General features: G+C 59.0%; 19 protein-coding genes and 2 tRNA genes. 13 read left to right on the top strand and 8 right to left on the bottom strand.

Annotated elements, in window-relative coordinates:
* The first annotated feature begins 97 nt into the window (after positions 1-97).
* Entirely contained in the window at positions 98-1009 is a 912-nt protein-coding gene (locus ACXAH8_RS09825; RefSeq protein ID WP_475217932.1) for a pirin family protein, read from the top strand.
* Between the two features lie 24 nt (positions 1010-1033).
* On the opposite strand, the gene ACXAH8_RS09830 is transcribed toward ACXAH8_RS09825, so the two are convergent.
* Positions 1034-1621, bottom strand: coding sequence for a TetR/AcrR family transcriptional regulator (locus ACXAH8_RS09830; protein WP_170487785.1), 588 nt, complete (start codon positions 1619-1621; stop codon positions 1034-1036).
* 84 nt (positions 1622-1705) lie between these two features.
* Here ACXAH8_RS09830 and ACXAH8_RS09835 point away from each other — a divergent pair, with 84 nt between their 5' ends.
* The 6 genes from ACXAH8_RS09835 (at position 1706) to ACXAH8_RS09860 (ending at position 6556) form a co-directional block, all read left to right on the top strand.
* On the top strand, positions 1706-1969 hold the full coding sequence (locus ACXAH8_RS09835) for a hypothetical protein (protein ID WP_425083384.1): 264 nt from the start codon (positions 1706-1708) through the stop codon (positions 1967-1969).
* A 126-nt stretch (positions 1970-2095) separates the two neighbouring features.
* Complete coding sequence (locus ACXAH8_RS09840; protein ID WP_170376220.1) at positions 2096-3382, top strand: homoserine dehydrogenase; 1287 nt, start codon at positions 2096-2098, stop codon at positions 3380-3382.
* A gap of 71 nt (positions 3383-3453) precedes the next feature.
* A complete protein-coding gene (gene glpX, locus ACXAH8_RS09845) occupies positions 3454-4437 on the top strand; it encodes a class II fructose-bisphosphatase (protein ID WP_170642301.1) in 984 nt (327 codons plus the stop codon).
* Positions 4438-4529: 92 nt separating this feature from the next.
* Positions 4530-6272, top strand: coding sequence for a single-stranded-DNA-specific exonuclease RecJ (recJ, locus tag ACXAH8_RS09850; RefSeq protein WP_475217936.1), 1743 nt, complete (start codon positions 4530-4532; stop codon positions 6270-6272).
* A 108-nt stretch (positions 6273-6380) separates the two neighbouring features.
* Positions 6381-6455: transfer RNA gene (locus ACXAH8_RS09855), tRNA-Glu, on the top strand.
* Between the two features lie 26 nt (positions 6456-6481).
* Positions 6482-6556 (top strand) — tRNA-Glu (locus tag ACXAH8_RS09860).
* A 270-nt stretch (positions 6557-6826) separates the two neighbouring features.
* Here the strand turns inward: ACXAH8_RS09860 and ACXAH8_RS09865 are convergent.
* The gene (locus tag ACXAH8_RS09865) at positions 6827-8230 is read right to left on the bottom strand and encodes an MATE family efflux transporter (protein ID WP_475217938.1); all 1404 of its coding nucleotides are present in this window, start codon (positions 8228-8230) and stop codon (positions 6827-6829) included.
* Between the two features lie 314 nt (positions 8231-8544).
* On the opposite strand from ACXAH8_RS09865, the gene ACXAH8_RS09870 reads away from it, so the two are divergent.
* The 4 genes from ACXAH8_RS09870 to ACXAH8_RS09885 all read left to right on the top strand — a co-directional run bounded on the left by ACXAH8_RS09870 (position 8545) and on the right by ACXAH8_RS09885 (position 12071).
* Positions 8545-9105, top strand: coding sequence for a TRAP transporter small permease subunit (locus tag ACXAH8_RS09870; protein WP_170376848.1), 561 nt, complete (start codon positions 8545-8547; stop codon positions 9103-9105).
* Positions 9102-10430, top strand: coding sequence for a TRAP transporter large permease (locus ACXAH8_RS09875; RefSeq protein WP_475217940.1), 1329 nt, complete (start codon positions 9102-9104; stop codon positions 10428-10430). The genes ACXAH8_RS09870 and ACXAH8_RS09875 overlap by 4 nt, the downstream gene beginning before the upstream one ends.
* A 66-nt stretch (positions 10431-10496) precedes the next feature.
* Positions 10497-11537 carry a TRAP transporter substrate-binding protein gene (locus ACXAH8_RS09880; protein ID WP_475217942.1) on the top strand — a complete coding sequence of 347 codons (1041 nt, stop codon included), beginning with the start codon at positions 10497-10499 and terminating at the stop codon, positions 11535-11537.
* Between the two features lie 111 nt (positions 11538-11648).
* Complete coding sequence (locus ACXAH8_RS09885; RefSeq protein WP_475217945.1) at positions 11649-12071, top strand: VOC family protein; 423 nt, start codon at positions 11649-11651, stop codon at positions 12069-12071.
* Positions 12072-12157: 86 nt separating this feature from the next.
* Here the strand turns inward: ACXAH8_RS09885 and xylA are convergent, their stop codons facing one another.
* The 4 genes from xylA to xylF form a co-directional block, all read right to left on the bottom strand.
* Positions 12158-13465, bottom strand: a complete 1308-nt coding sequence (xylA, locus tag ACXAH8_RS09890; protein WP_475217947.1) for a xylose isomerase — start codon at positions 13463-13465, stop codon at positions 12158-12160.
* Between the two features lie 9 nt (positions 13466-13474).
* On the bottom strand, positions 13475-14272 hold the full coding sequence (locus ACXAH8_RS09895; RefSeq protein WP_170551730.1) for an ATP-binding cassette domain-containing protein: 798 nt from the start codon (positions 14270-14272) through the stop codon (positions 13475-13477).
* On the bottom strand, positions 14272-15570 hold the full coding sequence (locus ACXAH8_RS09900) for a sugar ABC transporter permease (protein ID WP_475217950.1): 1299 nt from the start codon (positions 15568-15570) through the stop codon (positions 14272-14274). Before ACXAH8_RS09900 ends, ACXAH8_RS09895 begins: the two co-directional genes overlap by 1 nt.
* 66 nt (positions 15571-15636) lie before the next feature.
* Positions 15637-16656, bottom strand: coding sequence for a D-xylose ABC transporter substrate-binding protein (gene xylF / locus ACXAH8_RS09905; RefSeq protein ID WP_170642309.1), 1020 nt, complete (start codon positions 16654-16656; stop codon positions 15637-15639).
* A gap of 153 nt (positions 16657-16809) precedes the next feature.
* Between xylF and ACXAH8_RS09910 the strand changes: the two genes are divergently transcribed.
* Positions 16810-18027 (top strand): ROK family protein, encoded by a 1218-nt coding sequence (locus tag ACXAH8_RS09910; RefSeq protein WP_475217952.1) that lies wholly within the window; start codon positions 16810-16812, stop codon positions 18025-18027.
* Positions 18017-19528, top strand: a complete 1512-nt coding sequence (locus ACXAH8_RS09915) for a CRTAC1 family protein (protein WP_475217954.1) — start codon at positions 18017-18019, stop codon at positions 19526-19528. Before ACXAH8_RS09910 ends, ACXAH8_RS09915 begins: the two co-directional genes overlap by 11 nt.
* Here the strand turns inward: ACXAH8_RS09915 and ACXAH8_RS09920 are convergent.
* The gene (locus ACXAH8_RS09920; RefSeq protein WP_475217956.1) at positions 19522-20805 is read right to left on the bottom strand and encodes a cytochrome-c peroxidase; all 1284 of its coding nucleotides are present in this window, start codon (positions 20803-20805) and stop codon (positions 19522-19524) included. The two genes, ACXAH8_RS09915 and ACXAH8_RS09920, sit on opposite strands and share 7 nt — an antisense overlap.
* Positions 20806-20807: 2 nt before the next feature.
* Complete coding sequence (locus tag ACXAH8_RS09925; RefSeq protein ID WP_475217958.1) at positions 20808-21818, bottom strand: aldose epimerase family protein; 1011 nt, start codon at positions 21816-21818, stop codon at positions 20808-20810.
* Between the last annotated feature and the right edge of the window lie 139 nt (positions 21819-21957).

A 21957-nucleotide genomic window follows, 5' to 3' on the forward strand; every position in this document is an offset into this window, starting at 1 on the left:
CCCCTGCCCTACATTTGCGCACATTCATGGTGCCTCTGCGCAAATTGACCTGTTACAGGCGGGGCATACATCCTGCGAACAAATGAAGGAGGTTGCCATGTCCCTCAGACCCACATTGGAAACACGCAAGGCCGTACCGACGATGGAAGGTGCAGGCGTCAAGCTGCATCGCGCCTTCGGGTTTCAGGACCCGTCAGAATTGGACCCGTTTCTGTTGTTCGACGACTTCCGCAACGAGCGCCCGCAAGATTATCAGGCCGGCTTTCCCTGGCATCCGCACCGCGGGATCGAGACGATCACCTATGTGCTGTCCGGTACGGTCGAGCATTCGGATTCGCTGGGCAACAGCGGGACGCTTGGTGCGGGTGATGTGCAATGGATGACGGCGGGGTCGGGCATTCTGCATCAGGAAATGCCGCACGGGAATGCCTCGGGCCAGATGCACGGGTTTCAGCTCTGGGGCAACCTGCCCTCGGATCAGAAAATGACCGCTCCGCGCTATCAGGATGTTCAGGCCAAAGAGATTCCCGAGGTCATCGACGATGACGGTACAACAGTGCGTGTTATCGTGGGTGACTTCTGGGGCAAAACCGGCCCGGTGGACGGTATTGCAGCAGATCCCCAATATCTGGACGTGGAGATCCCGGCCGGTGTCAAAAAGACCTTCAAGATCGACACCTACCGCCGCGCCTTTGCATATGTGTTCCAAGGTCAGGCGGCCTTTGCCGATGCGTCCCAGCCGACCGGAGTTTTGTTGGAAAAGGAAGTCGCCGGGCAAGAGGTCAACATCCGCGACATGTCCGGAGACCGCACTCTGGTGCGGTTCGGCACCGGGGATGAGATCACGGTTCAGGCCGGGCCCGAAGGTGTTCGCTTTCTGCTGATCTCGGGCGCTCCGATTGATGAGCCTGTGGCGTGGCACGGACCCATCGTCATGAACACGCGAGCAGAGTTGGAACAGGCATTTCGTGAGCTGCGCAATGGAACCTTCATTCGCCCTGCCCACTAAGGCTAAGCCTGACCCGATTATGGGTCAGGCCATCACTGCGCGGCGAACCATGTCCCAATAGATCTGCTCGACCTCGTCCAACGAAAGTCGTCCACCCGAGCGATACCAGGTCATCACACCATTCAGCATCGCAATCACGGCCAGCGTAGCGATCTTGGTGTCTGAGATCGCGAAGTGACCGGCTTTCTGGCCCTCACTCAAGATACGCTCCAGAGAATCCTCGTAGGCGCGGCGCAGATCCTCGATCTCTGCGAAGTTGTCCGGCGTCAGGTTGCGCAACTCCATATAGGCGATGAAAACCTCGTCGGGGCGTTCCAGATGAAACCGGATGTGGAACCCGACAAAGCGGCGCAGAGCCTCTTGTGCGTCGCCGGTTTCACCAAGCGCATCATAGGCTTGCTGCAACTCCTGCATGTGGTCGCGCATCAGGCGAAACAACAGGCTTTGCTTGTCGGGCGTGTAGTTATACAGCGCCCCGGCCTGAACGCCGACCTCTTTGGCGATCTGGCGCATCGAAACGGCGGCATAGCCATGGCGCGCAAAAAGACCCAACGCTGCCTTGCGGATGCGCGGGCCGGTTATGTCCGAATGTGATCCCTGTGTACGAGCCATGGACCGACACTATCTGAACGTATGTTCAGATAGAACCCCGCTTGAACAGATCGGGTAAAAGAGGCATCACAAGACCAGTCCTTTGTGAAAGCACCTGTTATGAAGCGCCTGCCCGTTCTGGTTCTGATCCTGACCCTTGCCGGATGCACCAACTTCCCCGAGTTGGAGGGTAGCGAATCCCGTGCGGTCAAGACGGCGCCTTACCCCAAGCTTTTGCCCCTACCCAACGTTCTGGGCGCGCCTGCCGATCCGGTCAGCGAAGCCTCTGCCGTTGAGCAGGACCTGACTGCCCGGAGCGAGGCTTTGGCAAAGAAAGCCGAGGCGCTGCAAGACGCGCAGATCAACTAAAGATCGGCTTTTCCCAGCCCCGGCTGACGCGTGACGGATTGCGCCCGTGCCCTGAACCGGCTAAGGCAGCGCTGAACGGGCAAAAGGCCCGAAATCAGACTGGTACGAGCGAAAGGAACCCACGGGATGACACAGGCGCTGCGGCTTGGAATTGCGGGCTTGGGAACTGTTGGCGTGGGTGTTGTCCGGATTGTCCGGCGTCATGCCGATCTACTGCAGGCACGCACCGGACGCCCGATTGAAATCGTCGCCGTGTCGGCCCGCGATTCAAGCAAAGACCGGGGCGTGAACCTGTCGGACTATGCGTGGGAAACCGATCCCGTAGCCTTGGCAAAACGCGATGACGTGGACGTATTTGTCGAGTTGATGGGCGGTGAAAACGGCCCAGCCAAAGCCTCGGTCGAGGCGGCGCTGGCCAGCGGCAAGGATGTTGTCACGGCCAACAAGGCCCTGCTGGCAATCCATGGTCAGGAACTGGCCGAGAAGGCCGAAGCCGCAGGCCGCGTGATCCGGTTCGAGGCCGCCGTCGCCGGAGGCATCCCGGTGATCAAATCCCTCACCGAAGGTCTGGCTGGAAACGAGATCACCCGCGTGATGGGCGTGATGAACGGCACCTGCAACTACATCCTGACCCGCATGCAATCGCAGGAAAAAGGCTATAACGCGCTGTTCGACGAATGCGCCGAACTGGGCTACCTCGAAGCGGATCCGAACCTGGATGTGGGCGGCATTGACGCGGCGCATAAACTGGCCCTGCTGTCATCGATCGCGTTTGGCACGAAACCGAATTTCGACGGGATCGAGATTGAAGGTATCCAGCAAATCAGCCTCGACGACATTCATCAGGCCCACGACATGGGTTACCGGATCAAGCTGCTGGGTCTGGCGCAGCGTACTGCGCGCGGCCTGGAGCAGCGTATGCAGCCCTGCCTCGTGCCTAGCGACTCGCCGCTTGGTCAGCTCGAAGGCGGCACCAATATGGTGGTGATCGAAGGTGACGCGGTTGAACAGGTCGTACTACGCGGCCCCGGAGCGGGCGAAGGACCAACTGCAAGCGCGGTGATGGGCGATGTTTGCGATCTGGCACGGGGTCTGAAAATCTCGACCTTCGGGCGCCCTGCGTCCAGCCTTGAAGACGCCACCCCAGCCATCACAGGCCTGCCTGCGCCCTATTACCTGCGTCTGGGCTTGCTGGACAAACCCGGAGCGCTGGCCAAGGTTGCGGCCATTCTGGGGGACGCGGGCGTGTCGATTGACCGGATGCGCCAGTACGGCCACAGCGACAGCACAGCCCCCGTCCTGATTGTCACGCACAAGACCACTCGGGCCACTCTGGACGTGGCGCTGGACGGGTTCCGCACAACTGATGTTGTCGCGGGTGAGCCTGTCGCGCTTCGGATTGAACAGGTCTGAACCCTTGCAGCCTGCGCCATCCGCAGGCTATGCCAGACGAAACGCCATTGCCTGCCAAAGGAATACAACGCATGAACGCTGCCAAAATCGACTTTAACGACCGCCTGCTGTCCTTGGGCCTTGCGCGGGTTGCGGAACAGGCCGCGCTTGCCTCGGCCTCGCTGGTGGGGCGTGGTGATGAGAAAGCCGCCGACCAGGCCGCCGTGAACGCGATGCGCGAGCAGTTGAACCTGCTGGATATCGCAGGCGTTGTGGTCATCGGCGAAGGCGAGCGTGACGAAGCGCCGATGCTCTATATCGGCGAAGAGGTTGGCACCGGCGAAGGCCCCGGCGTGGATATCGCTCTGGACCCGCTGGAAGGCACCACGCTGACCGCGAAGGACATGCCAAACGCACTGACCGTGATCGCCATGGGCCCGCGCGGCTCGATGCTGCATGCGCCGGATGTGTATATGGACAAGCTGGCCGTTGGCCCCGGCTATCCCGAAGGCGTCGTCTCGCTCGACATGAGCCCGCGCGAACGTGTTGAGGCACTGGCCAAAGCCAAGGGCTGTGAGCCGGCCGATATTACCGTTTGCATTCTGGAACGTCCGCGCCACGAGGCCATGATCGCCGAGGTGCGCGAAACCGGTGCCTCGATCCGTCTGATCACTGATGGTGACGTGGCCGGTGTCATGCACTGCGCAGAAAGCGAAACCACCGGCATCGACATGTATATGGGCCAGGGCGGCGCGCCCGAGGGCGTTCTGGCCGCCGCTGCTCTGAAATGCATGGGTGGTCAAATTTTTGGCCGTTTGTTGTTCCGCAACGATGACGAACGTGGCCGCGCCGCCAAGGCGGGCATCACCGATCTTGACCGTGTCTATGCACGTGACGAGATGGTGACGGCCGATGTGATCTTTGCCGCAACCGGCGTAACCGGTGGCTCTCTGTTGCCGCGCATCAAGCGCGAGCCGGGCTGGGTTGAAACCACCACCCTTCTGATGCGCTCGAAAACCGGATCGGTTCGCCGCATGTCCTACCGCACGCCAATGTGGTCGCACGACGAAGCCTAAGCGGCTTGCGCCGATACCTTCGGCGGGAGTATCTGTGAAAAGATGAAGAGGCCGGGTCCAAATGGGTCCGGCCTTGGCATATGAGAGGCGCGATGAGTTTTCTTGGGGTTGAGCAATCTTTGACAGGCCGGCGCTGGGTAGGGCCCGCGCCCGAAGTTGAGCGCGCGACTGAAATGCTGGTGCAGCAGGCCGGTTTGCCGCGTGCCGTTTGCCAAGTGCTGGCGCGGCGGGGCGTCCCTCCGATGGAGGCTGCTGGTTTTCTGGAGCCAAAGCTGAAAGAGCTTTTGCCCGACCCGCGCAGAATGAAAGATATGGAAGCCGCTGCGACCCGGTTTCTGAAAGCAGTGCGCGAAAAGCAGCGGATCGCAGTCTTTGCGGATTATGATGTGGATGGAGGCAGTTCGGCGGCGTTGCTGGTGATCTGGCTGCGTCAGATGGGTCTGCAGGCGACGCTTTATGTGCCGGACCGCATCGACGAAGGCTATGGGCCGAACGTGCCTGCGATGCAATCGCTGGCAGCGGCGCATGACCTGATCATCTGCGTGGATTGCGGCACGCTGAGCCATGATCCGATCGCTGCAGCAAAAGGGGCTGATGTGATCGTGCTGGATCACCATCTGGGCGGTGAGACTTTGCCGGATTGCGTGGCCGTGGTGAACCCGAACCGGCAGGATGAAAGCGGCGATCTGGGCTATCTCTGTGCGGCAGGCGTTGTCTTCCTGATGCTGGTCGAGGCTGGGCGGCAAATGCGGGAGGCTGGCGCCAAAGGACCGGATCTGGTGCCTCTACTGGATTTGGTCGCGCTGGCGACTGTCGCCGATGTTGCCCCGCTGATTGAAGCGAACCGCGCTTTGGTCCGACAAGGTTTGAAGGTCATGGCAGGTCGTCAGCGCCCCGGTCTTGTCGCGCTATCGGATGTAGCACGCATGGATGCCGCGCCAAACAGCCATCACCTCGGGTTTCTGTTGGGACCTAGGGTGAACGCCGGGGGACGCATCGGACAAGCCGATCTTGGAGCGCGACTGCTCAGCTCTGACTCTTTGCACGAAGCGCAGGCCCTTTCCGAGCGGCTCGATGCGCTGAACACTGAACGGCGCGATATCGAAAACGCCGTGAGGGCCGCCGCGCTTGAGCAGGCGGAGGAGCGTGGTTTGGACGCACCCTTGGTCTGGGCCGCTGGCGAAGGGTGGCATCCGGGCGTTGTCGGTATCGTCGCCTCGCGCCTGAAGGAAAACGCCAACCGCCCGGCGATTGTGATCGGCTTTGACGGGGACGAAGGCAAAGGATCAGGGCGGTCGGTCTCGGGCGTTGATCTAGGGGCCTCGATCCAGCGGCTAGCGGCTGAGGGGTTGTTGGTCAAAGGTGGCGGTCACAAGATGGCGTCGGGGCTGACCGTGATGCGCGACCAGCTGGAACCGGCCATGAAGCGCCTGTCAGAACTGCTGGAAAAACAAGGCGCAGGGCAAGGTGGTCCGGCGGACATGAAGCTCGACGGGGCGTTGATGCCCGGCGCCGCGACAGTGGATCTGATTGAACAAATTGAGAAAGCCGGGCCTTTTGGGGCCAGCGCCCCTGCTCCGCGCTACGCCCTGCCCGACCTACAGGTGCGGTTTGCCAAACGGGTGGGCGAGTCGCATCTAAAGCTCTCGCTTGCGGATGGTCTTGGCGGCGGGCTGGACGCGATCGCATTCGGAGCCTTCGACGGGCCGATGGGCGAAAAGCTCTCAAATCACGGCGGCGCGCGCTTTCATTTCGCCGGTCGGCTTGAGGTGAACACATGGGGTGGTCGCCAAAACGTACAGCTACGTCTTGAGGACGCGGCCGAGGCGAAATGACCAGTTTCAAGGCAACAGCAGGACAGGTCAAAAAACTTTCGCATCCCTGCATTTTTCGGCTTGCGGGGGTCGGGGTGAAACCGTAAAAGGCCCTCCACAAGCTAGCGTGGCCCGTTCGTCTATCGGTTAGGACGCCAGGTTTTCAACCTGGAAAGAGGGGTTCGATTCCCCTACGGGCTGCCATTTTTGCTTGTGAGCCAAGGCTCAGTGGCCCGTTCGTCTATCGGTTAGGACGCCAGGTTTTCAACCTGGAAAGAGGGGTTCGATTCCCCTACGGGCTGCCACTTCACCAGTATTCAATATTTAAAAGAAAATCAGAAGTCTGGCTTCAATCTTGCATTGTTTTGTCTTTGTTGCCTCTCGCTGTAGCTTCTATTGATGCGTTTCCAGTTGTGGTTGCTACAGTTCAATTCGTGCAAAACACTCTGGCAACCTTTCGTTCCAGAACCCCAAACCTCCGCCAGCGTGTTACGCCCTTCGACCGTTTCGACCACAAACTGATCATTGAACCTATGGCAGTCGCAGAGCCATGGTTCACCGGCACCTGCCTCGTGCTACCAGCCGCGACGGCCAAACAGAGAATGCAAGCGGTTCTGACCTGCAAACGGGTCGATCTCCTGCGCGCGTTCTAAGCTAGACACAACACGGCCGACCAAATTCCAACTGATCGCGGCGAAGATGATGCCGCCGAAAGCCTGCCCCAAAAGAACTCCGGACGCCCCGGCCAGTGCCGATCCAATTGAGGCGAAGACCCAAGTGCCCACGGTATGGCGGCCCCAGTTGATCCATGTGGAATAGACCGGGTGGCCAAGGTTGTTGAAGCTGGCATTGGCGACGAAGATGACACCGTTGAAGAAAGACGCCAGCGCCAGAGGCCCGCAGAACAGGTAGATCAGCACGCGGGTCTCGCCCTCGGCCGCGAACAGATCCGCGATTGGTGCGCGCAACAGGAAAAGGACCGCCGCCATCCCAAGAACGTAGATCGCAGTAAATTTGATGCCGGCCAGAAAGGCCTCGCGCACGCGGGTGAACTGCTCGGCCCCGAAGTTTTGCCCGATGATGGGGCCGATTGCCCCAGACAGCGCAAAGATGACCGAGAACGCCACCGGCAAAAGTCGCCCGATCACAGCCATTCCGGCCACGGCATCCGTTCCGTACTCGGCAATCTCACGAACCACGATGGCATTGCCGATCGGGGTTGCCACATTGGTCAGCACGGCCGGGATCGCGATGGCCCGGACTGGTTTTAGATCGGATGCGACTTGCCCCAGCGATGGGCGGGCAAAGCCTCGGTGGACGCGCAGGGCGGGCCAAAGCGCAGCGGCGAGCATGCAGATCCGCGCCAGCACCGATGCAATCGCTGCACCGTCGAGCCCCAAACCAACCCCGAAAATCAGGATCGGGTCGAGAACCGCATTCACCACGCCGCCATAGATGGTGGCCATCATGGATCGCCGCGCATCCCCATGCGCCCGCAGAACCGCCATTGCAACCATTGCAATCGCCATCACCCACATGGTCGGCAAAATGATCGATACATAACGTGTGGCGAGCATCAACACCTCGCCTTCAGCCCCCAATAACGACAACAACGCGCTGAGGTTCCAAAGCACCAGCACCGGGGTTACCAGCCCGACGCACAGACCCAGCGTTGCAACGCTGGAGGCATATTTTCGCGCCTCCTCCGGCCGCCCTGCCCCCAAGGCCCGTGCCGTTAACGCTCCGGACGAGATCGACAGGCCGATATTGATCGCATTGGTGAAAAACAGCAGCGTTCCGGCATATCCCACGGCGGCAGCCAACGCGTCATTGCCAAGCATCGAGATGAATACCATGTCGACGAAATCGACCGCAAAAATCGCCATCAGACCGATGCTGGTCGTCAGAGACATGCGCGTGACATGTCGCATTAGGCTGCCACTCAGGAAAACGGCTTCGCTTTGGGATTGATTGGCCATGTTCTACCTGCTCTGCGACAGCGTTTGGGTTCTGTCACCTTCTCAGATGGCGGCGCAGCGTCAACTGTTTCGTTTCGCCCAAAAGGTGGGCCATTTTCGGGCAATCACCACTGAGACGGGTTTTGCAAGCCCTGAGCCGAAGCCGCGCTTGACAGAATCCAACCATCTCGTTCTGATACCAGCGTGAGCAAAAACACTGAATCAAACCAATGCATTGCCCGGATCACGCGCTGCTGTCAGCAGCGTTCTCGGCATGGTTGCGTTCGGTCTGATGACCCAAAGCGCCTGAAAGTCTGCCTCTCGTGACAGGACCCATGATGACTTATGTGCGGTTCATCGACCGCGCCAACCGGATGCTGGGTCGCGTGATCATGTATGGCATCTTCGTGATGATGGCGATCCTGCTGTATTCCTCGGTTTCCAAGACATTCTTCGTGCCGTCCCTGTGGACGCTGGAAATGGCGCAGTTCGCGATGGTGGCCTATTACATGCTGGGCGGGCCCTACGCGATGCAGATGGGCGCGAATGTTCGGATGGATCTGCTCTATGGTGAATGGACGGACCGCAAGAAAAGCCAGATCGACGCGCTAACCGTGTTGTTTCTGATTACCTACCTTGGTTTTCTGCTGTGGGGTGGCTGGGACAGCCTTATGTATTCCTTCCAGTATGGTGGAGAACGCTCCTCCTCGGCGTGGCGACCCTATATCTGGCCGATCAAGACCATCATGGTTATTGGCATCTTTCTGATGCTGCTTCAGGCGATATCGGAACTCTGCAAGGACATCCTGCGCCTCAAAGGCTTTGACATGGGCAAAAAGGATGATGAGCCCGTCCACATGGCCCCCGAAGACCTTGAAGGGGGGCATCGCGGGTGAGCTACGAACTGATTGCCGCGCTCATGTTCTCGACCATGATGCTGATGCTACTGACCGGTCAGCGGGTCTTTGGTGCGATTGGCTTTGTCGCTGTGGTTGCAGCATTCTTCCTATGGGGGGACCGCGGAGGATACGATCTCGGCTTTGCGGCGGCGATCAAGGTGATGCGTTGGTACCCCCTTCTGACCCTGCCGATGTTCATTTTCATGGGCTACATCCTGTCCGAGTCCCGGATTGCCGACGACCTCTACCGGATGTTCCATGTCTGGATGGGCGGCCTGTCCGGGGGGCTGGCCATTGGCACAATCGGCCTGATGGTTCTGATCTCGGCCATGAACGGCTTGTCTGTGGCTGGCATGGCGATCGGAGCCACCATCGCCTTACCCGAGCTGCTACGCCGCAACTACGACAAGCTGATGGTCACCGGCGTGATACAGGCCGGATCGTCTCTGGGCATTCTGGTGCCACCCTCAGTCGTGCTCGTCCTCTATGCCATGATCGCGCGCCAACCGGTAGGGCAACTCTGGCTGGCAGGTGTGATCCCCGGCTTGATGATGGCCACGATGTTCATCATCTATATCGCCATCCGCTGCCGCATCAATCCCGCGCTTGGCCCCGTGATGAGCGCGGAGGAACGCGCAGAGGTCACATGGGGCGAAAAGATGCGTTTGCTGGGCGCTGGCCTGCTGCCTCTGGGCATCTTCGCGGTGATGATGGTGCCCTTTGTCAACGGCTGGACATCACTGGTGGAAAGCTCGGCCCTTGGCGCTATCGCGGCCTTTCTGGCGGCCGTTCTCAAACGTCGCATGACATGGCAGGTCTTTGAAACCTCGATCAAGCAGACGCTGGGCATCACCTGCATGTTCATGTGGATCATCCTCGCCGCTCTCGCCTTTGGGGCTGTCTTCGATGGTCTGGGCGCGGTCAAAGCAATCGAGAATCTGTTTACCGTTCAACTCGGCCTGAACCCGTGGATCATCCTGATCCTGATGCAGTTGAGCTTTCTGCTCATGGGAACATTCCTTGATGACACGGCCATGCTGGTCATCGTCGCCCCTCTCTACGTGCCCTTAGTCGGAGCGCTTGGGTTTGACCTGATCTGGTACGGTGTGCTCTACACGATCACCTGCCAAATCGCTTATATGACACCGCCTTTCGGGTATAACCTGTTCCTGATGCGGGCCATGGCCCCGCCTGAGGTGACGATCAAAGACATTTACCGCTCCATCATCCCGTTTGTCTGCGTGATGGCTGTGGCACTGGGATTGGTGATGGCCTTCCCTGAAATTGCATTGTGGCTTCCGGGCGTCGTCTACGGAAACTGAGCACATAAGAAAGAGAAGCCGGAAAAACCGGTTCAATTTCAACAATAAGCACAGGAGAGGAAGACTATGACCACAACAAGACGTAGATTTTTACGCACTGCAGCTTTGGCCGCGCCTGCGACGCTGGCAGCGCCCGCAATCGTCAAAGCGCAGGCCCCGATCAAATGGCGCTTTCAGACCTACGCAGGGGGTGCGTTGGGTGAGCATGTGACCAAACCAGCCATCGATTACATCAACGCCAACGCCAATGGCGAGCTTGAGATCGAGCTGTTCTATGCCGACCAGATCGTCCCCACCGGAGAGCTGTTCCAGGCGCTTCAGCGCGGCACCATCGACGGTGTTCATTCGGACGATGACTCGATGGCCTCACCCACGCCGTTGCGCGTGTTCGGTGGGTATTTTCCCTTTGCGACCAAGCACATCCTCGACGTTCCAGTCCTGTTTAACCAGTATGGGCTGGCCGATATCTGGCGCGACGAATACGCCAAGGTCGGTGTGCAATGGCTGTCTGCCGCCGGTCAGGACCCTTGCAACTTTAACACCAAAAAGGAAATCACCTCGGTCGCTGACCTGGATGGTTTGAAGCTCTATACCTTCCCGACCGCCGGTCGCTTCCTTGCCAAGTTCGGCGTGGTTCCAGTGAACATCCCCTATGAGGACGCCGAAGTGGCCGTTCAGACGGGTGAGTTGGATGGCATGGCATGGTCTGGCATTACCGAGGATTACACGGTCGGCTGGGCTGATGTGACCGACTACTTCCTGACCAACAACATCTCGGGCGCATGGATCGGATCGTGGTTCGCCAACCAAGAGCGTTGGAACGAGCTGCCGGATCACCTGAAATCCGTAGTGATGGCGGGGATCGAAGCCGGGCACACCTATCGGAACCAGTGGTACTGGGGTGGCGAAGCGGCGTTGCGGGCCAATGGTGACAAGCTGGAGTTGCGCTCGGTTCCACCCGGCGAATGGGCCGAAGTGGAGAACGCGGCCAAGGAATTCTGGGACGAGATTGCTAAGGAAGGCGAAGTCCATCAGAAGATCATCGGCATCTTCCAAGAGTATAACAGCGTCATCAATCAGGCTGGCGTGCCCTATAACTTCGAATAAAGAAACGGGCGACCCCCCGCAAAGGGGTCGCCTTGCCAATTTGTCATCCACAGAAACCAACCGACATGCTAGAGGTCCCAAGACACCGAATGTTCAGGGCAAGGGCAGAGCATGAAACTGGAATTCCATCACATCAACTTCGTCGCCGATGATGTTGATCGCATGCACGATTTCTACACCAACGTGCTGGGGCTGGATGACATCCCGCAAGACAATTTCCCGAGGACCGAGGCCGATGAGGACAGCGGTTATGACGGCAAGATCCGCTTTGCGACCGAGGGCCATATGCAAATGCATCTGGCTGAACGCGCCTTTGACGTCGCCTTCAAGAACGGGCAAGTGATCAACCCGGTGGAACGCGGCCATATCGCCTTTCGTACCGACGATCTGCCAGCGTTCCTGAAGCTGCTGGACGAGCGCGGCATCCCCTATTCTGACTACGGCACCACCTTCGCGAAAGAATGGCATCAGGTCTTCTTTCAAGACCCCGAGGGCAACGTGATCGAGGTTCATCAACCGGTCGACCCGAGCTAATAATCACAAAAAGGCCCGCGCACTCAGGTCGTGCAGCGGGCCTTTGAAAGAGTAGTTGGGCGGGAAGTCCGCCCAAGCGTGGCGGTTCAGACGAACCTGTTGACGTAGTTCTCGAGAATTTCCTGCCGACCGGAGCGAGGCTGCGGGTTGATATCCTCGGCCAAGACGCGGGCCGTGATCTTATCCAGACCAGAGGACAGCATGGATTGTGCAGTGTCCGACGACCAGCCCGCGTATCTGTCCACCAGCGCGGCTTCTAGCCCGCCATCTTCGATCATGGCGGCGGCCGCTTTCAACCCGCGCGCGCAGATATCCATACCACCTACATGCGCGGCGATCAGATCCTCGGCGTCGATCGACTGACGCCGGATCTTCGCGTCGAAATTGGTGCCGCCAGTGGTGAAACCTCCGGCCTTCAGGATATGATAGTAGGCCAAGGCAACCTCAGGCGTGTTGTTGGGGAACTGGTCCGTATCCCAACCCGACTGATAATCGTTGCGGTTCATGTCGATTGAACCCAGCATGCCTTCAGCCGTCGCAGTTGCGATCTCATGCTCAAAGCTGTGACCGGCCAGAATGGCGTGCCCCTGTTCGAGGTTCAGCTTAACTTCGTCCTCAAGGCCGTACTTGCGAAGGAAGCCGACGCAAGTGGCAGCGTCGTAGTCATACTGATGCTTGGACGGCTCCTGTGGCTTGGGTTCGACCAGAATGGTGCCCTTAAAGCCGATCTTGTGCTTGTACTCGACCACCATGTTCAGGAACCGACCCATATGATCAAGCTCGGCGCCCATATCGGTGTTGAGCAGCGTCTCATAGCCTTCACGCCCGCCCCACAGGACGTAGTTCTCACCCCCCAGCTTGTGGGTGGCGTCGATGCAAGATTTCACCGTTGCCGCTGCAAAGGCAAACACGTCCGGATCAGGGTTCGTGCTGGCACCGCCCATCCAGCGGCGATGGCTGAACATATTGGCGGTCCCCCAAAGCAGCTTGGTTCCCGAGACCTGCATCTTCTCACCGATATAATCGGTGATCTCTTCCAGAGTTCTCAGGTTATCCGCATAGTTGCCCTGTTCAGGTCGAATATCCGCATCGTGCCAGCAGAAATAGGGCTGCCCGAGAATGTCGAACATCTCGAACGCGATGTCAGCTTTCATCTTGGCCCGGCCCATATCATCCTGCGGATGCCAGGGGCGCTCAAGCGTTGGGCCACCAAACGGATCGCCGCCTTCCCAGGCGAACGAGTGCCACCACGCGACGGCGAAACGCAGGTGATCCTCCATGCGTTTGCCCATGATGACTTCATCTGGATTGTAGTGACGAAAGGCGAGCGGGTTCTTGCTGTCTTCGCCCTCGTACCGGATCTTTTCGATCTCTTGAAAGAAACCACTCGCCATTGTCTTCCCTCACTCAGTCTTTTCGCCGGGCTTTTTGCCCAGAATGATCATCGACAGCAGGTCATCATCGGTGACATCGGGGATGTCGACGGTTCCGACCAATTGCCCGTTCTTCATGACCGAAGCCCGATCACACAGTTCCATTACAGCATGCACATCATGGTCGATCAGGAAAATCCCGATCCCCTGCGCCTTGAGCTTCTGGATCAGTTCCGCAACCATCTGGGTCTCATGAGGGCCCAATGCGGCAGTGGGTTCATCCATGATCAGGATACGCGCGTTGAAATACACCGCCCGGGCAATCGCCACCGACTGGCGCTGACCGCCAGACAGGGCCGAGACCGGATCATTGAACTTCTGGAAGTTCGGGTTCAACTGACCCATGATTTTGCGGCACTCGGCCTCCATCGCGGCATCGTTGACCAAGCCCATTGGTGTCACCATCTCGCGCCCGAGAAACAGGTTCGAGCTAGCGTCGAGGTTGTCGGCCAAAGCGAGCGTCTGATAGATCGTCTCGATATTGTTGGCCCGCGCGTCCCGAGGGTTGTTGATCTCGACCTTTTCACCGTCGATCCGGATCTCGCCGCTGTCCATCTGGTAGGCGCCGGACAGCACCTTGATCAGCGTAGACTTCCCTGCCCCGTTGTGGCCCAGCAGGCCCACAACTTCGCCGGGGTAGAGGTCGACCGACACGTGATCCACCGCCTTGATGCCCCCGAAGGAAATCGAGATGTCGTTCATTTCGACCAAAGGTGGCTGGCCTGAACCGCGACCCGAATTTGTGTTCTGCGTTTCTTCAGCTTGCATCATTTCGCTCCCAAACGTTTGCGATAGACGATGTCGATATAGACAGCCAGGACGAGCACAGCACCGACGACGATGTTCTGGAACGGTGCGTCCACACCTACCATGGCCATCCCCGATTGCAGCGCCTGCATGATCAAGGCACCCAGAATCGCGCCATAGATCGTCCCCAGACCACCGGACAGGGCTGTCCCACCGATGACGGCTGCAGCAATAACACGAAGCTCATCCAGCGTACCAATGTCGTTCGAGTGATTGGCCAGACGAGCCGACGCCACAACAGCAGACAGTGCGCACAGGAAACCCATCAAGGCAAAGATCTTGACGGTCATCATGCGCGTGTTGATGCCAGAAAGCTCCGCCGCGTCGGGATTGCCGCCAGTTGCAAAGATATAGCGGCCGAACCGGGTCTTGCGGGCCACGACTGTCAACGTGACAGCTACCAGGATCAGGATCAAAACCGAAATCGGGATGCCGTAGCCGACGACAAGACCCTCGGGCATGATCTCACCACGCGCTTCGAACATACGCTCGAGCCGACGGGTCGGGATGGCGTAGCTGTTGACGATGAAGACATAGCCCATGATCGCGATGCCGATGATCCCGGCCAGCGTTGTTTCCGCCCAGACGGGTTTGACCGGGAAACCATGTGCGGCCTTGGACCGGCGCGCACTCCACAGCGCCCAGATCGCGGCGGCTGTGGCGGCAAGGCCGAACAGAAGACTGGCCGTGGTGCCAAGCGTTCCGTTGGTACCGCCAAACATCAGGAATGTGCTGTCCAGCGGGCCAATGGTCTGGCCATCGGTCATATACCAGGCGACGTTACGCCAAACCAGAAACCCACCGAGGGTCACGATGAAGGCGGGAATTGTCAGGTACCCGATCATCCAGCCTTGGAAGCCCCCGATCAAAGTTCCGACCGCAAGCCCAACGACCAGAGTGATCGCCCATGTGGCTGGGTTGTTCAGGCCCATGCCCAGCATGTTCGGCAAAAGCTCGGTCTGGGTCATGGCCATTACGGCGGATGTCGTCGCCAGCAAAGCGCCGACAGACAGGTCGATGTGGCGCATCACGATGATGAACACCATGCCACAGGCCATGATCGCAACCGACACGGTCTGAATGGACAGGTTGAACAGGTTGCGCGGGGTCAGGAAACGCCCATCCGTGACGATATTGAACCCGATGCAAAGGATGATAAACGCGCCGATCATACCCAATAGCCGCATATCCAGCTCAAGCTGCTGGAACAAGTTTTGCTTGCTTTTCTGGGGTACCGGCTGAGACGAAGTTTCGGTCATATCCGATCTTTCATGTTCAGCGATTTGGATCCCGGCCCGCCTACGCAGGCCGGGAATTATAGTAGTTTAGTTACAGGGGGCTGGGCCGTTTTCCACGCCCTGACACAGGTCTTCCAGCGGAATCCAGCCTGCGTCCACAACAACCGAGAGGTTGTCTTTTGTGATCGGAACCGGTGCCAGGAAGACCGAAGTCATCTCGGTGCCACCGGGCGACGTCCAGCTGACCGCGCCTTCAACATCTCCTGCGGCCGTGCCACCGCTCAGCGCGACTGCGATCTCGCCTGCAGCTTTGCCCAGTTCACGCGCGTCTTTCCAGACGGATACGGTTTGAGTGCCCAGCGCGACGCGGTTCAGCGCGGCATGGTCACCGTCCTGACCCGAGACAGGGATACCTTCCATGCCCTGCGCCGTCAGCGCAGCAACAACACCACCGGCAGTACCGTCATTCGAGGCAACCACGGCGTCCACGTTGTTTTCGTTCGCTGTCAGGATCTGCTCCATGTTACGCTGTGCGTTCGCGGGCAGCCAGCCATCGGTGTAGGCTTCGCCGACAATCACAACATCACCACTATCGACAGCGGCCTGAATGATCTCTTGCTGACCGCCACGCAAGAAGTCTGCGTTCGGGTCGGTCGGAGAGCCCTTGATCATAACGTAGTTGCCCTTGGGCATCGCTTCGAACACGGCACGGGCCTGCATGCGGCCAACTTCGACGTTGTCGAAGGTCAGGTAGAATGCACGGTCATCCTCGATCAGGCGGTCATATGCGATAACCGGGATACCCTCGTCCGCAGCGGCCTGAACCGCCGGGCCAATCGCCTGCGAGTCTTGCGCGAGGATGATCAGCGCGTCCACGCCCTGGGCGATCAGACTTTCAATATCCGCCAGCTGCTTTGCAGAAGACGACTGCGCGTCGGCAGAGATATACTCGGCCCCACCCGCCTCAAGCGCGGATTTGATCGCGGCTTCGTCAGTCTTCCAACGCTCTTCCTGAAAGTTCGACCAGCTGACGCCAACGACGGTTTCAGCAAAGGCAGCCGTACCCATAAGGGCCGCTGCGACTGAAATGCTTAGGAATTTCTTCATGCTTTCCTCCCGGTTGTTCGAGTCCCTTCGAAGTGATTCGAGGACTTCACCTACCTGAGTAGCACATTTATTTCAGTCGGCAAAATATTTATGCTATCGCTAACATAAGAATCTGACTAAGGTGAATGCCAAGACGAGATTCGCGAGGGCAAGATGCTGAAAAACAAAGCCTCTTCTATCTCTACCGAGCAGCGGAACGTAACGCGGCTGCGCGTGCTGGAGCATATCCGCCGCAAGGGGGCGATCTCGCGCATTGATATTGCGGGTGCTTTGCAGACCAGCCCCGCCACCGTCACCACCGCAACGGCAGACCTGTTGTCTGCGGGGCTGATCCATGAGGTTGCAGGCGACCCTCAGTCCGGGTCCCCACGACGCGGGCGGCCCCGTGTTTTGCTTAAATTGAACGGTGGATCATTGCTGATCGCGGGGTTCAAAGTCACACGCCACTATGTCTCGGTTCTGATCGCAGATTTCGAAGGTCTTGAGATAGCGTCGATCAAATACCCGCTTGTCGAAGCCTGCATGACCCCGCTCGACTTTGCCCGAACCATCCGAAAAGCGCTGGAAAGTGCCTGCGCGGCTGCGTCCGTTTCAATGTCGGATATCTCGGGGGTCTCGATCGGGATCGCGGGCCTGATTGATGCCGAGCATAACTTTGTCCATTGGTCCTCTTCGATCTCGGAACGGAACGTGCCCCTTGGCCCGCTTCTGCAGCAAGAGGTTGATTGCCCTGTTTTCATTGAAAACGACGCCAATCTTGTTGCAAAGGCGGAGCAATTATTCGGGCTGGGCAAAGGTCTGCGGAACTTTCTTGTCATCACGATAGAACACGGCGTCGGTCTAGGGATCGTGCTGGGCGGCAAGCTCTACAGGGGTGAGCGCGGATGCGGGGCTGAATTTGGCCATACCAAGGTGCAACTGGATGGCGCACTCTGCCAATGCGGCCAGCAAGGATGTCTTGAAGCCTATGTCGGGGAATACGCGCTGATCCGAGAGGCCTCGATTGCCGGTCAGGATCGCGACCAGATCACCATCGCCGATCTGCATGACAACGCGCAGTCCGGTGATCAACATGCCTTGTCCGTGCTGGATCGGGCGGGGCAGATATTCGGAATGGGCGTTTCGAACCTGATCAATCTGTTCGATCCCGAATGTATCATCATCTCGGGCAGTCAGGTCAGCTTTCAGCACCTCTATTCCGACAGCGTGATGGAGCGGATACGTAAGGGGGTCGTCCATGTGGATGCCCCCCTGCCCGACATCAAGGTCAACCAGTGGGATGACACCATGTGGGCCAAAGGCGCCATTGCTTATGCCATCGAACAGGTCTCAACCTTGAAGATACGCGAGATGCCAGCCCATGCATCGTGAGTGCGCCCTCATACTGGCAAGCGCCACAGCTGTTGCGGCCGATCAGCCCGTACCAAGCTTTCAGCAGATCGAAGTTGCCGAACATGTCTATGACGGCGGGTGGGAACATTTCGTGGGCGGAGGCGTTGCGGTGTTCGACTGCAATGGCGACAGCCTGCCCGACCTCTTCGCCGCAGGTGGATCAAACCCGTCGCAACTGTTTCGCAACGTCTCGGACGGCGACCTGTCTTTCCGCGTCGACACGCCAGAGGCCCTGTCCCTGAACGGTGTGACCGGGGCTTATCCTTTGGATGTCGACGGCGACGGTTTTCAGGATCTGGCGGTTCTGAGGGTTGGTGAGGACCTTTTGCTACAAGGCCAGCCCGACTGCCAGTTTGCTCCATTTCCCGATCTGAACTTCCAGTCGGACGATCATTGGACAACCGGTTTCTCGGCCACTTGGGAAGACGGCGAGACGCTGCCAACGCTGGCCTTCGGAACCTATGTCGACCGTTTTGACCCCGAGGGTCCGTTCGAAACCTGCGGTTCGACGCTCCTCTATCGTCCTGAAGGATCAGGTTACGGCGCGCCGGTACGACTGGAACCAGGCTATTGCTCTTTGTCGATCCTGTTTTCCGACTGGGCGCGCACGGGTCGGGCGGACCTGCGGGTCAGCAATGATCGCCACTACTACGTGCGCGGCGGGCAGGAGCAGCTCTGGGCGATGGAGGCTGAACCGCGGCTGTACACCGAGGACGACGGATGGCTGCCCTATTCGATCTGGGGAATGGGGATCGCCTCGCGCGATCTGACGGGGGACGGGTTCCCCGATGTCTACCTGACGTCGATGGGCGACCAGAAGTTTCAGGTATTTGACGCCTCAAACGACAGCCCTACCTGGCGCGATGCGACTTATGAGAAAGGCACCACCGCGCACAGACCGCATGTTGGCGGCGACGGGCGACCTTCGACGGGATGGCACGCGCAATTCGGAGACGCCAACAACGACGGGCTGGACGATATTTTCGTGACCAAAGGCAATGTCGAACAGATGCCGGTCGCAGCCTTGAACGACCCGAATAATCTGATGGTGCAACAGCCTGATGGCTCCTTTGCAGAAGCGGCCGCCGAGGCGGGCGTGGCCTCGATGGCCAAGTCGCGCGGCGGCGCTTTGGTCGATCTGAACAATGATGGCCAACTGGATTTGGTGGTCGTCAACCGGGGCGCGCCGTTGGAGGTTCACCAGAACACAACCACCGCTGGAAACTGGGTTCTTGTCGATGTCTCTCAGAACACCTCCAACCGTGCTGCGGTGGGCGGGTTTGTCGAGATGCGAACGCCGTCGGGCTTGCAGACCCGCGAAATCACCATTGGCGGAGGCCATGCGGGGGGGACTTCAGGCCTGCATCATTTCGGATTGGGACCGGCTGAGGCAGCCGAGCTTCGGATGATCTGGCCGGATGGCTCCAAAAGCGACTGGCAGACGTATGAGGCCAACCAGATTATCCGCCTCCATCACTGATCCACAGGCAGCCCACTGGGAACGGTTTCGGGAACACCAAGCCTTTGGGCCGGATCTTCAAGCGTGTTCAGAAAACTGAGGATCGCGTTGACCTCATCGTCGCTCAAGGCAACCGGCTCTAGGCTATTGGCGGCGGCGATTGCTTCGGTTGTTTCTCCTAAGGCCCGCTGATCATCGGCACCCGGAAACGCGGGCAGACGTGCTTGTTCCAGCGAATACCGCTGCAACGACCCCACCGGATCAAGGTGGTGACGCACCACATCCTCCAACTCGGCATAGGCTCCGCTATGGCCATAAGGGGCGGTCAGGGTCACGTTGCGCAGTGACGGTGTACGGAAGGCAAAGGCATCGTCGGCCTCACCGGTCACCCGTATGCGACCATCGTCGCGCGCGTGACTTTCGAACCGCGCACTTTTCCCTGGCCCAATCTGAGGCATTGCGATGGCGTGGAACCCATGATCCGTCTGGAGCCATCCGGAATGGCAGGAACTACACCCTGCCTCGCCGTAAAACAGATCCAACCCGGCCTGTGCTTCGGGCGGCAGCTCGGTCTCTCCGCGCATCGCCTGATCGAACAGGCTGTTGTCGGCTCGCCATTCGAAGGCGATGAAATCCGCAAGCACGTTGGCAATCGTCGTAAAGGTGATCTCCTCCCCCGGCAGAGCGTCTTCGAACCGCGTTTGATATTCGGGAATGGCTGCGACACGCGCGGCGATCAGGTCCCAGGCCCCGCCCTCTTGCGTCAGCAGACCCAGACGCACAGCTTTGCTGATTTCATTTTCGGAGTAGTGCCCGGCCATTTCATCCGGCGACAGCACCGGGAACATAGCCTGCGCCGCAAGGGCGGATTTGAACCCCGGCCGCATATGCGTTCCAAGCGGAGTGCGAATGCCGTTCGGACGGCTCGCGTCAGCCTCGAGCCGCCCGTCATGGAAGAAGACCGTGAACTCGTCCGCGCCGAGGTTCCACAAGGCCGGAGAATTGCGGGGAATGCGTTGTTCCGGGCGGTTTTCCGGGTCCATTGCCCGTGTCACGCCCAGCCCGATGCCGCCCTCACCCACGCCAAGCGACAACCCGTCGGACGTGCCCAGACGCGGATGGTGACAGGACCCGCAGCTGATGTTGCGATTTCCCGACAGAATCGGATCGTAAAACAGCAACTGCCCCAGTTCGACAACGGCCAGATCGGGTTCCGCGAATTCGGGAGGTGGGCCAAGCTCTAGCGCCTGCGCGGCCGAGGCCAATCCCATCATTCCAATCGCCGAAACTACCCTCATGCCTAAGTCCCTGTGAGTTTGAGTGTAAGTGTCTGATGATAGGGCCGCTCTGGTGAAAAAACCATGCTGGGGAACGCGTTGATGTTGGGCGCGTTGGGATAGCCTGATGGCTCAATACAAAGACCAGCGCCTGCGTGAAACGGTGCCCCGAGTGAACCAGCAGTATAGACCTGCGCCCCGGTCTGATCAGAGAATACACGCAATCCAAGCCCATTTGCGGCGTCAATCGTTGCGATTGGTTGCTGCGCGTCGCGGTCGCTGTTTAGCACGTAGAAATGATCGACGTTTTTGCCCGGGCGGCCCGGCGTCCTGAAATCCAGAGTCGTGTTTTGTACGTCTTGCAGGTTGCCGGTCGGCACACCCTGCGCATCCGTCTCAAGCACATGCCCGGCATTTATTCGGAGGCTGAAGTCCTGAACGCCTACAGGACTGCCAAGTGTATAGTAGTTATGCTGAGCGATGCTGATCGGCGTTGGCCGGTCCGGCTGGGCCGTGATGGTATAGGTCAGATTGGGAAAACTGAGCGAGACGTGCAGCTCAAACCTAACCTCGCCCGGAAAGCCGCCTTCGCCATCGGGTGAGAGGTAAGTCATCACCGCCTCACGATCCGAGAGCTGCTGCAATGTCCAGATTTGGCGGGACAGGCCCTCGGCCCCGCCATGCAGGGTATTGGCGTCCTCGTTCGGGTCCAGCCGGTATCGCGTACCCGCGAGGTCAAAGCTCGCGCCCTTGATCCGGTTTGCCACCCGCCCCACAATTGCCCCGTGATAGAAGGGATCGCGCAGATAGGCCTGAGGATCGTCATAGCCGAGGATCAACGACGTATCACCAATCCACCACCCTTGGGTGATTGCGCCAAAGTTCAGAAGGCTGACGGACATGTTTTTGTCTTGCAACCGCACCTGTTCGATCTGCAAATCCGCCCCCATTTTTCCATCGGACCGCTCAGTGCCGCGACACCTGTAGTCCTGTCCAAAGGCAGCCTGAAGACCAACCCGAGTTACTGCGCTCATAAGACCGCCGAACAGGTCCCAACTCCACGAAAGGTGGCGGATCCCTTAGTGCCCACGCCTGAATGGCGACCACGATCGCCCCGTAGTTAGCGCTATCATAAGCGTTGTCGAACGCCTAGACTAGATGAAATTTGTTTCT

Source organism: Ruegeria sp. ABV3_008, from assembly GCF_056161185.1.

What these genes read in the sequence shown, in the direction of transcription:
- xylF (WP_170642309.1), bottom strand. Translation starts at nt 16,656, where the DNA reads ATGAAGAAATTCCTAAGCATTTCAGTCGCAGCGGCCCTTATGGGTACG.
- ACXAH8_RS09840 (WP_170376220.1), top strand. Translation starts at nt 2,096, where the DNA reads ATGACACAGGCGCTGCGGCTTGGAATTGCGGGCTTGGGAACTGTTGGC.
- ACXAH8_RS09830 (WP_170487785.1), bottom strand. Translation starts at nt 1,621, where the DNA reads ATGGCTCGTACACAGGGATCACATTCGGACATAACCGGCCCGCGCATC.
- ACXAH8_RS09915 (WP_475217954.1), top strand. Translation starts at nt 18,017, where the DNA reads ATGCATCGTGAGTGCGCCCTCATACTGGCAAGCGCCACAGCTGTTGCG.
- xylA (WP_475217947.1), bottom strand. Translation starts at nt 13,465, where the DNA reads ATGGCGAGTGGTTTCTTTCAAGAGATCGAAAAGATCCGGTACGAGGGC.
- ACXAH8_RS09925 (WP_475217958.1), bottom strand. Translation starts at nt 21,818, where the DNA reads ATGAGCGCAGTAACTCGGGTTGGTCTTCAGGCTGCCTTTGGACAGGAC.
- ACXAH8_RS09865 (WP_475217938.1), bottom strand. Translation starts at nt 8,230, where the DNA reads ATGGCCAATCAATCCCAAAGCGAAGCCGTTTTCCTGAGTGGCAGCCTA.
- ACXAH8_RS09885 (WP_475217945.1), top strand. Translation starts at nt 11,649, where the DNA reads ATGAAACTGGAATTCCATCACATCAACTTCGTCGCCGATGATGTTGAT.
- ACXAH8_RS09920 (WP_475217956.1), bottom strand. Translation starts at nt 20,805, where the DNA reads ATGAGGGTAGTTTCGGCGATTGGAATGATGGGATTGGCCTCGGCCGCG.
- ACXAH8_RS09910 (WP_475217952.1), top strand. Translation starts at nt 16,810, where the DNA reads ATGCTGAAAAACAAAGCCTCTTCTATCTCTACCGAGCAGCGGAACGTA.
- glpX (WP_170642301.1), top strand. Translation starts at nt 3,454, where the DNA reads ATGAACGCTGCCAAAATCGACTTTAACGACCGCCTGCTGTCCTTGGGC.
- ACXAH8_RS09895 (WP_170551730.1), bottom strand. Translation starts at nt 14,272, where the DNA reads ATGCAAGCTGAAGAAACGCAGAACACAAATTCGGGTCGCGGTTCAGGC.
- ACXAH8_RS09900 (WP_475217950.1), bottom strand. Translation starts at nt 15,570, where the DNA reads ATGACCGAAACTTCGTCTCAGCCGGTACCCCAGAAAAGCAAGCAAAAC.
- recJ (WP_475217936.1), top strand. Translation starts at nt 4,530, where the DNA reads ATGAGTTTTCTTGGGGTTGAGCAATCTTTGACAGGCCGGCGCTGGGTA.
- ACXAH8_RS09880 (WP_475217942.1), top strand. Translation starts at nt 10,497, where the DNA reads ATGACCACAACAAGACGTAGATTTTTACGCACTGCAGCTTTGGCCGCG.
- ACXAH8_RS09825 (WP_475217932.1), top strand. Translation starts at nt 98, where the DNA reads ATGTCCCTCAGACCCACATTGGAAACACGCAAGGCCGTACCGACGATG.
- ACXAH8_RS09870 (WP_170376848.1), top strand. Translation starts at nt 8,545, where the DNA reads ATGATGACTTATGTGCGGTTCATCGACCGCGCCAACCGGATGCTGGGT.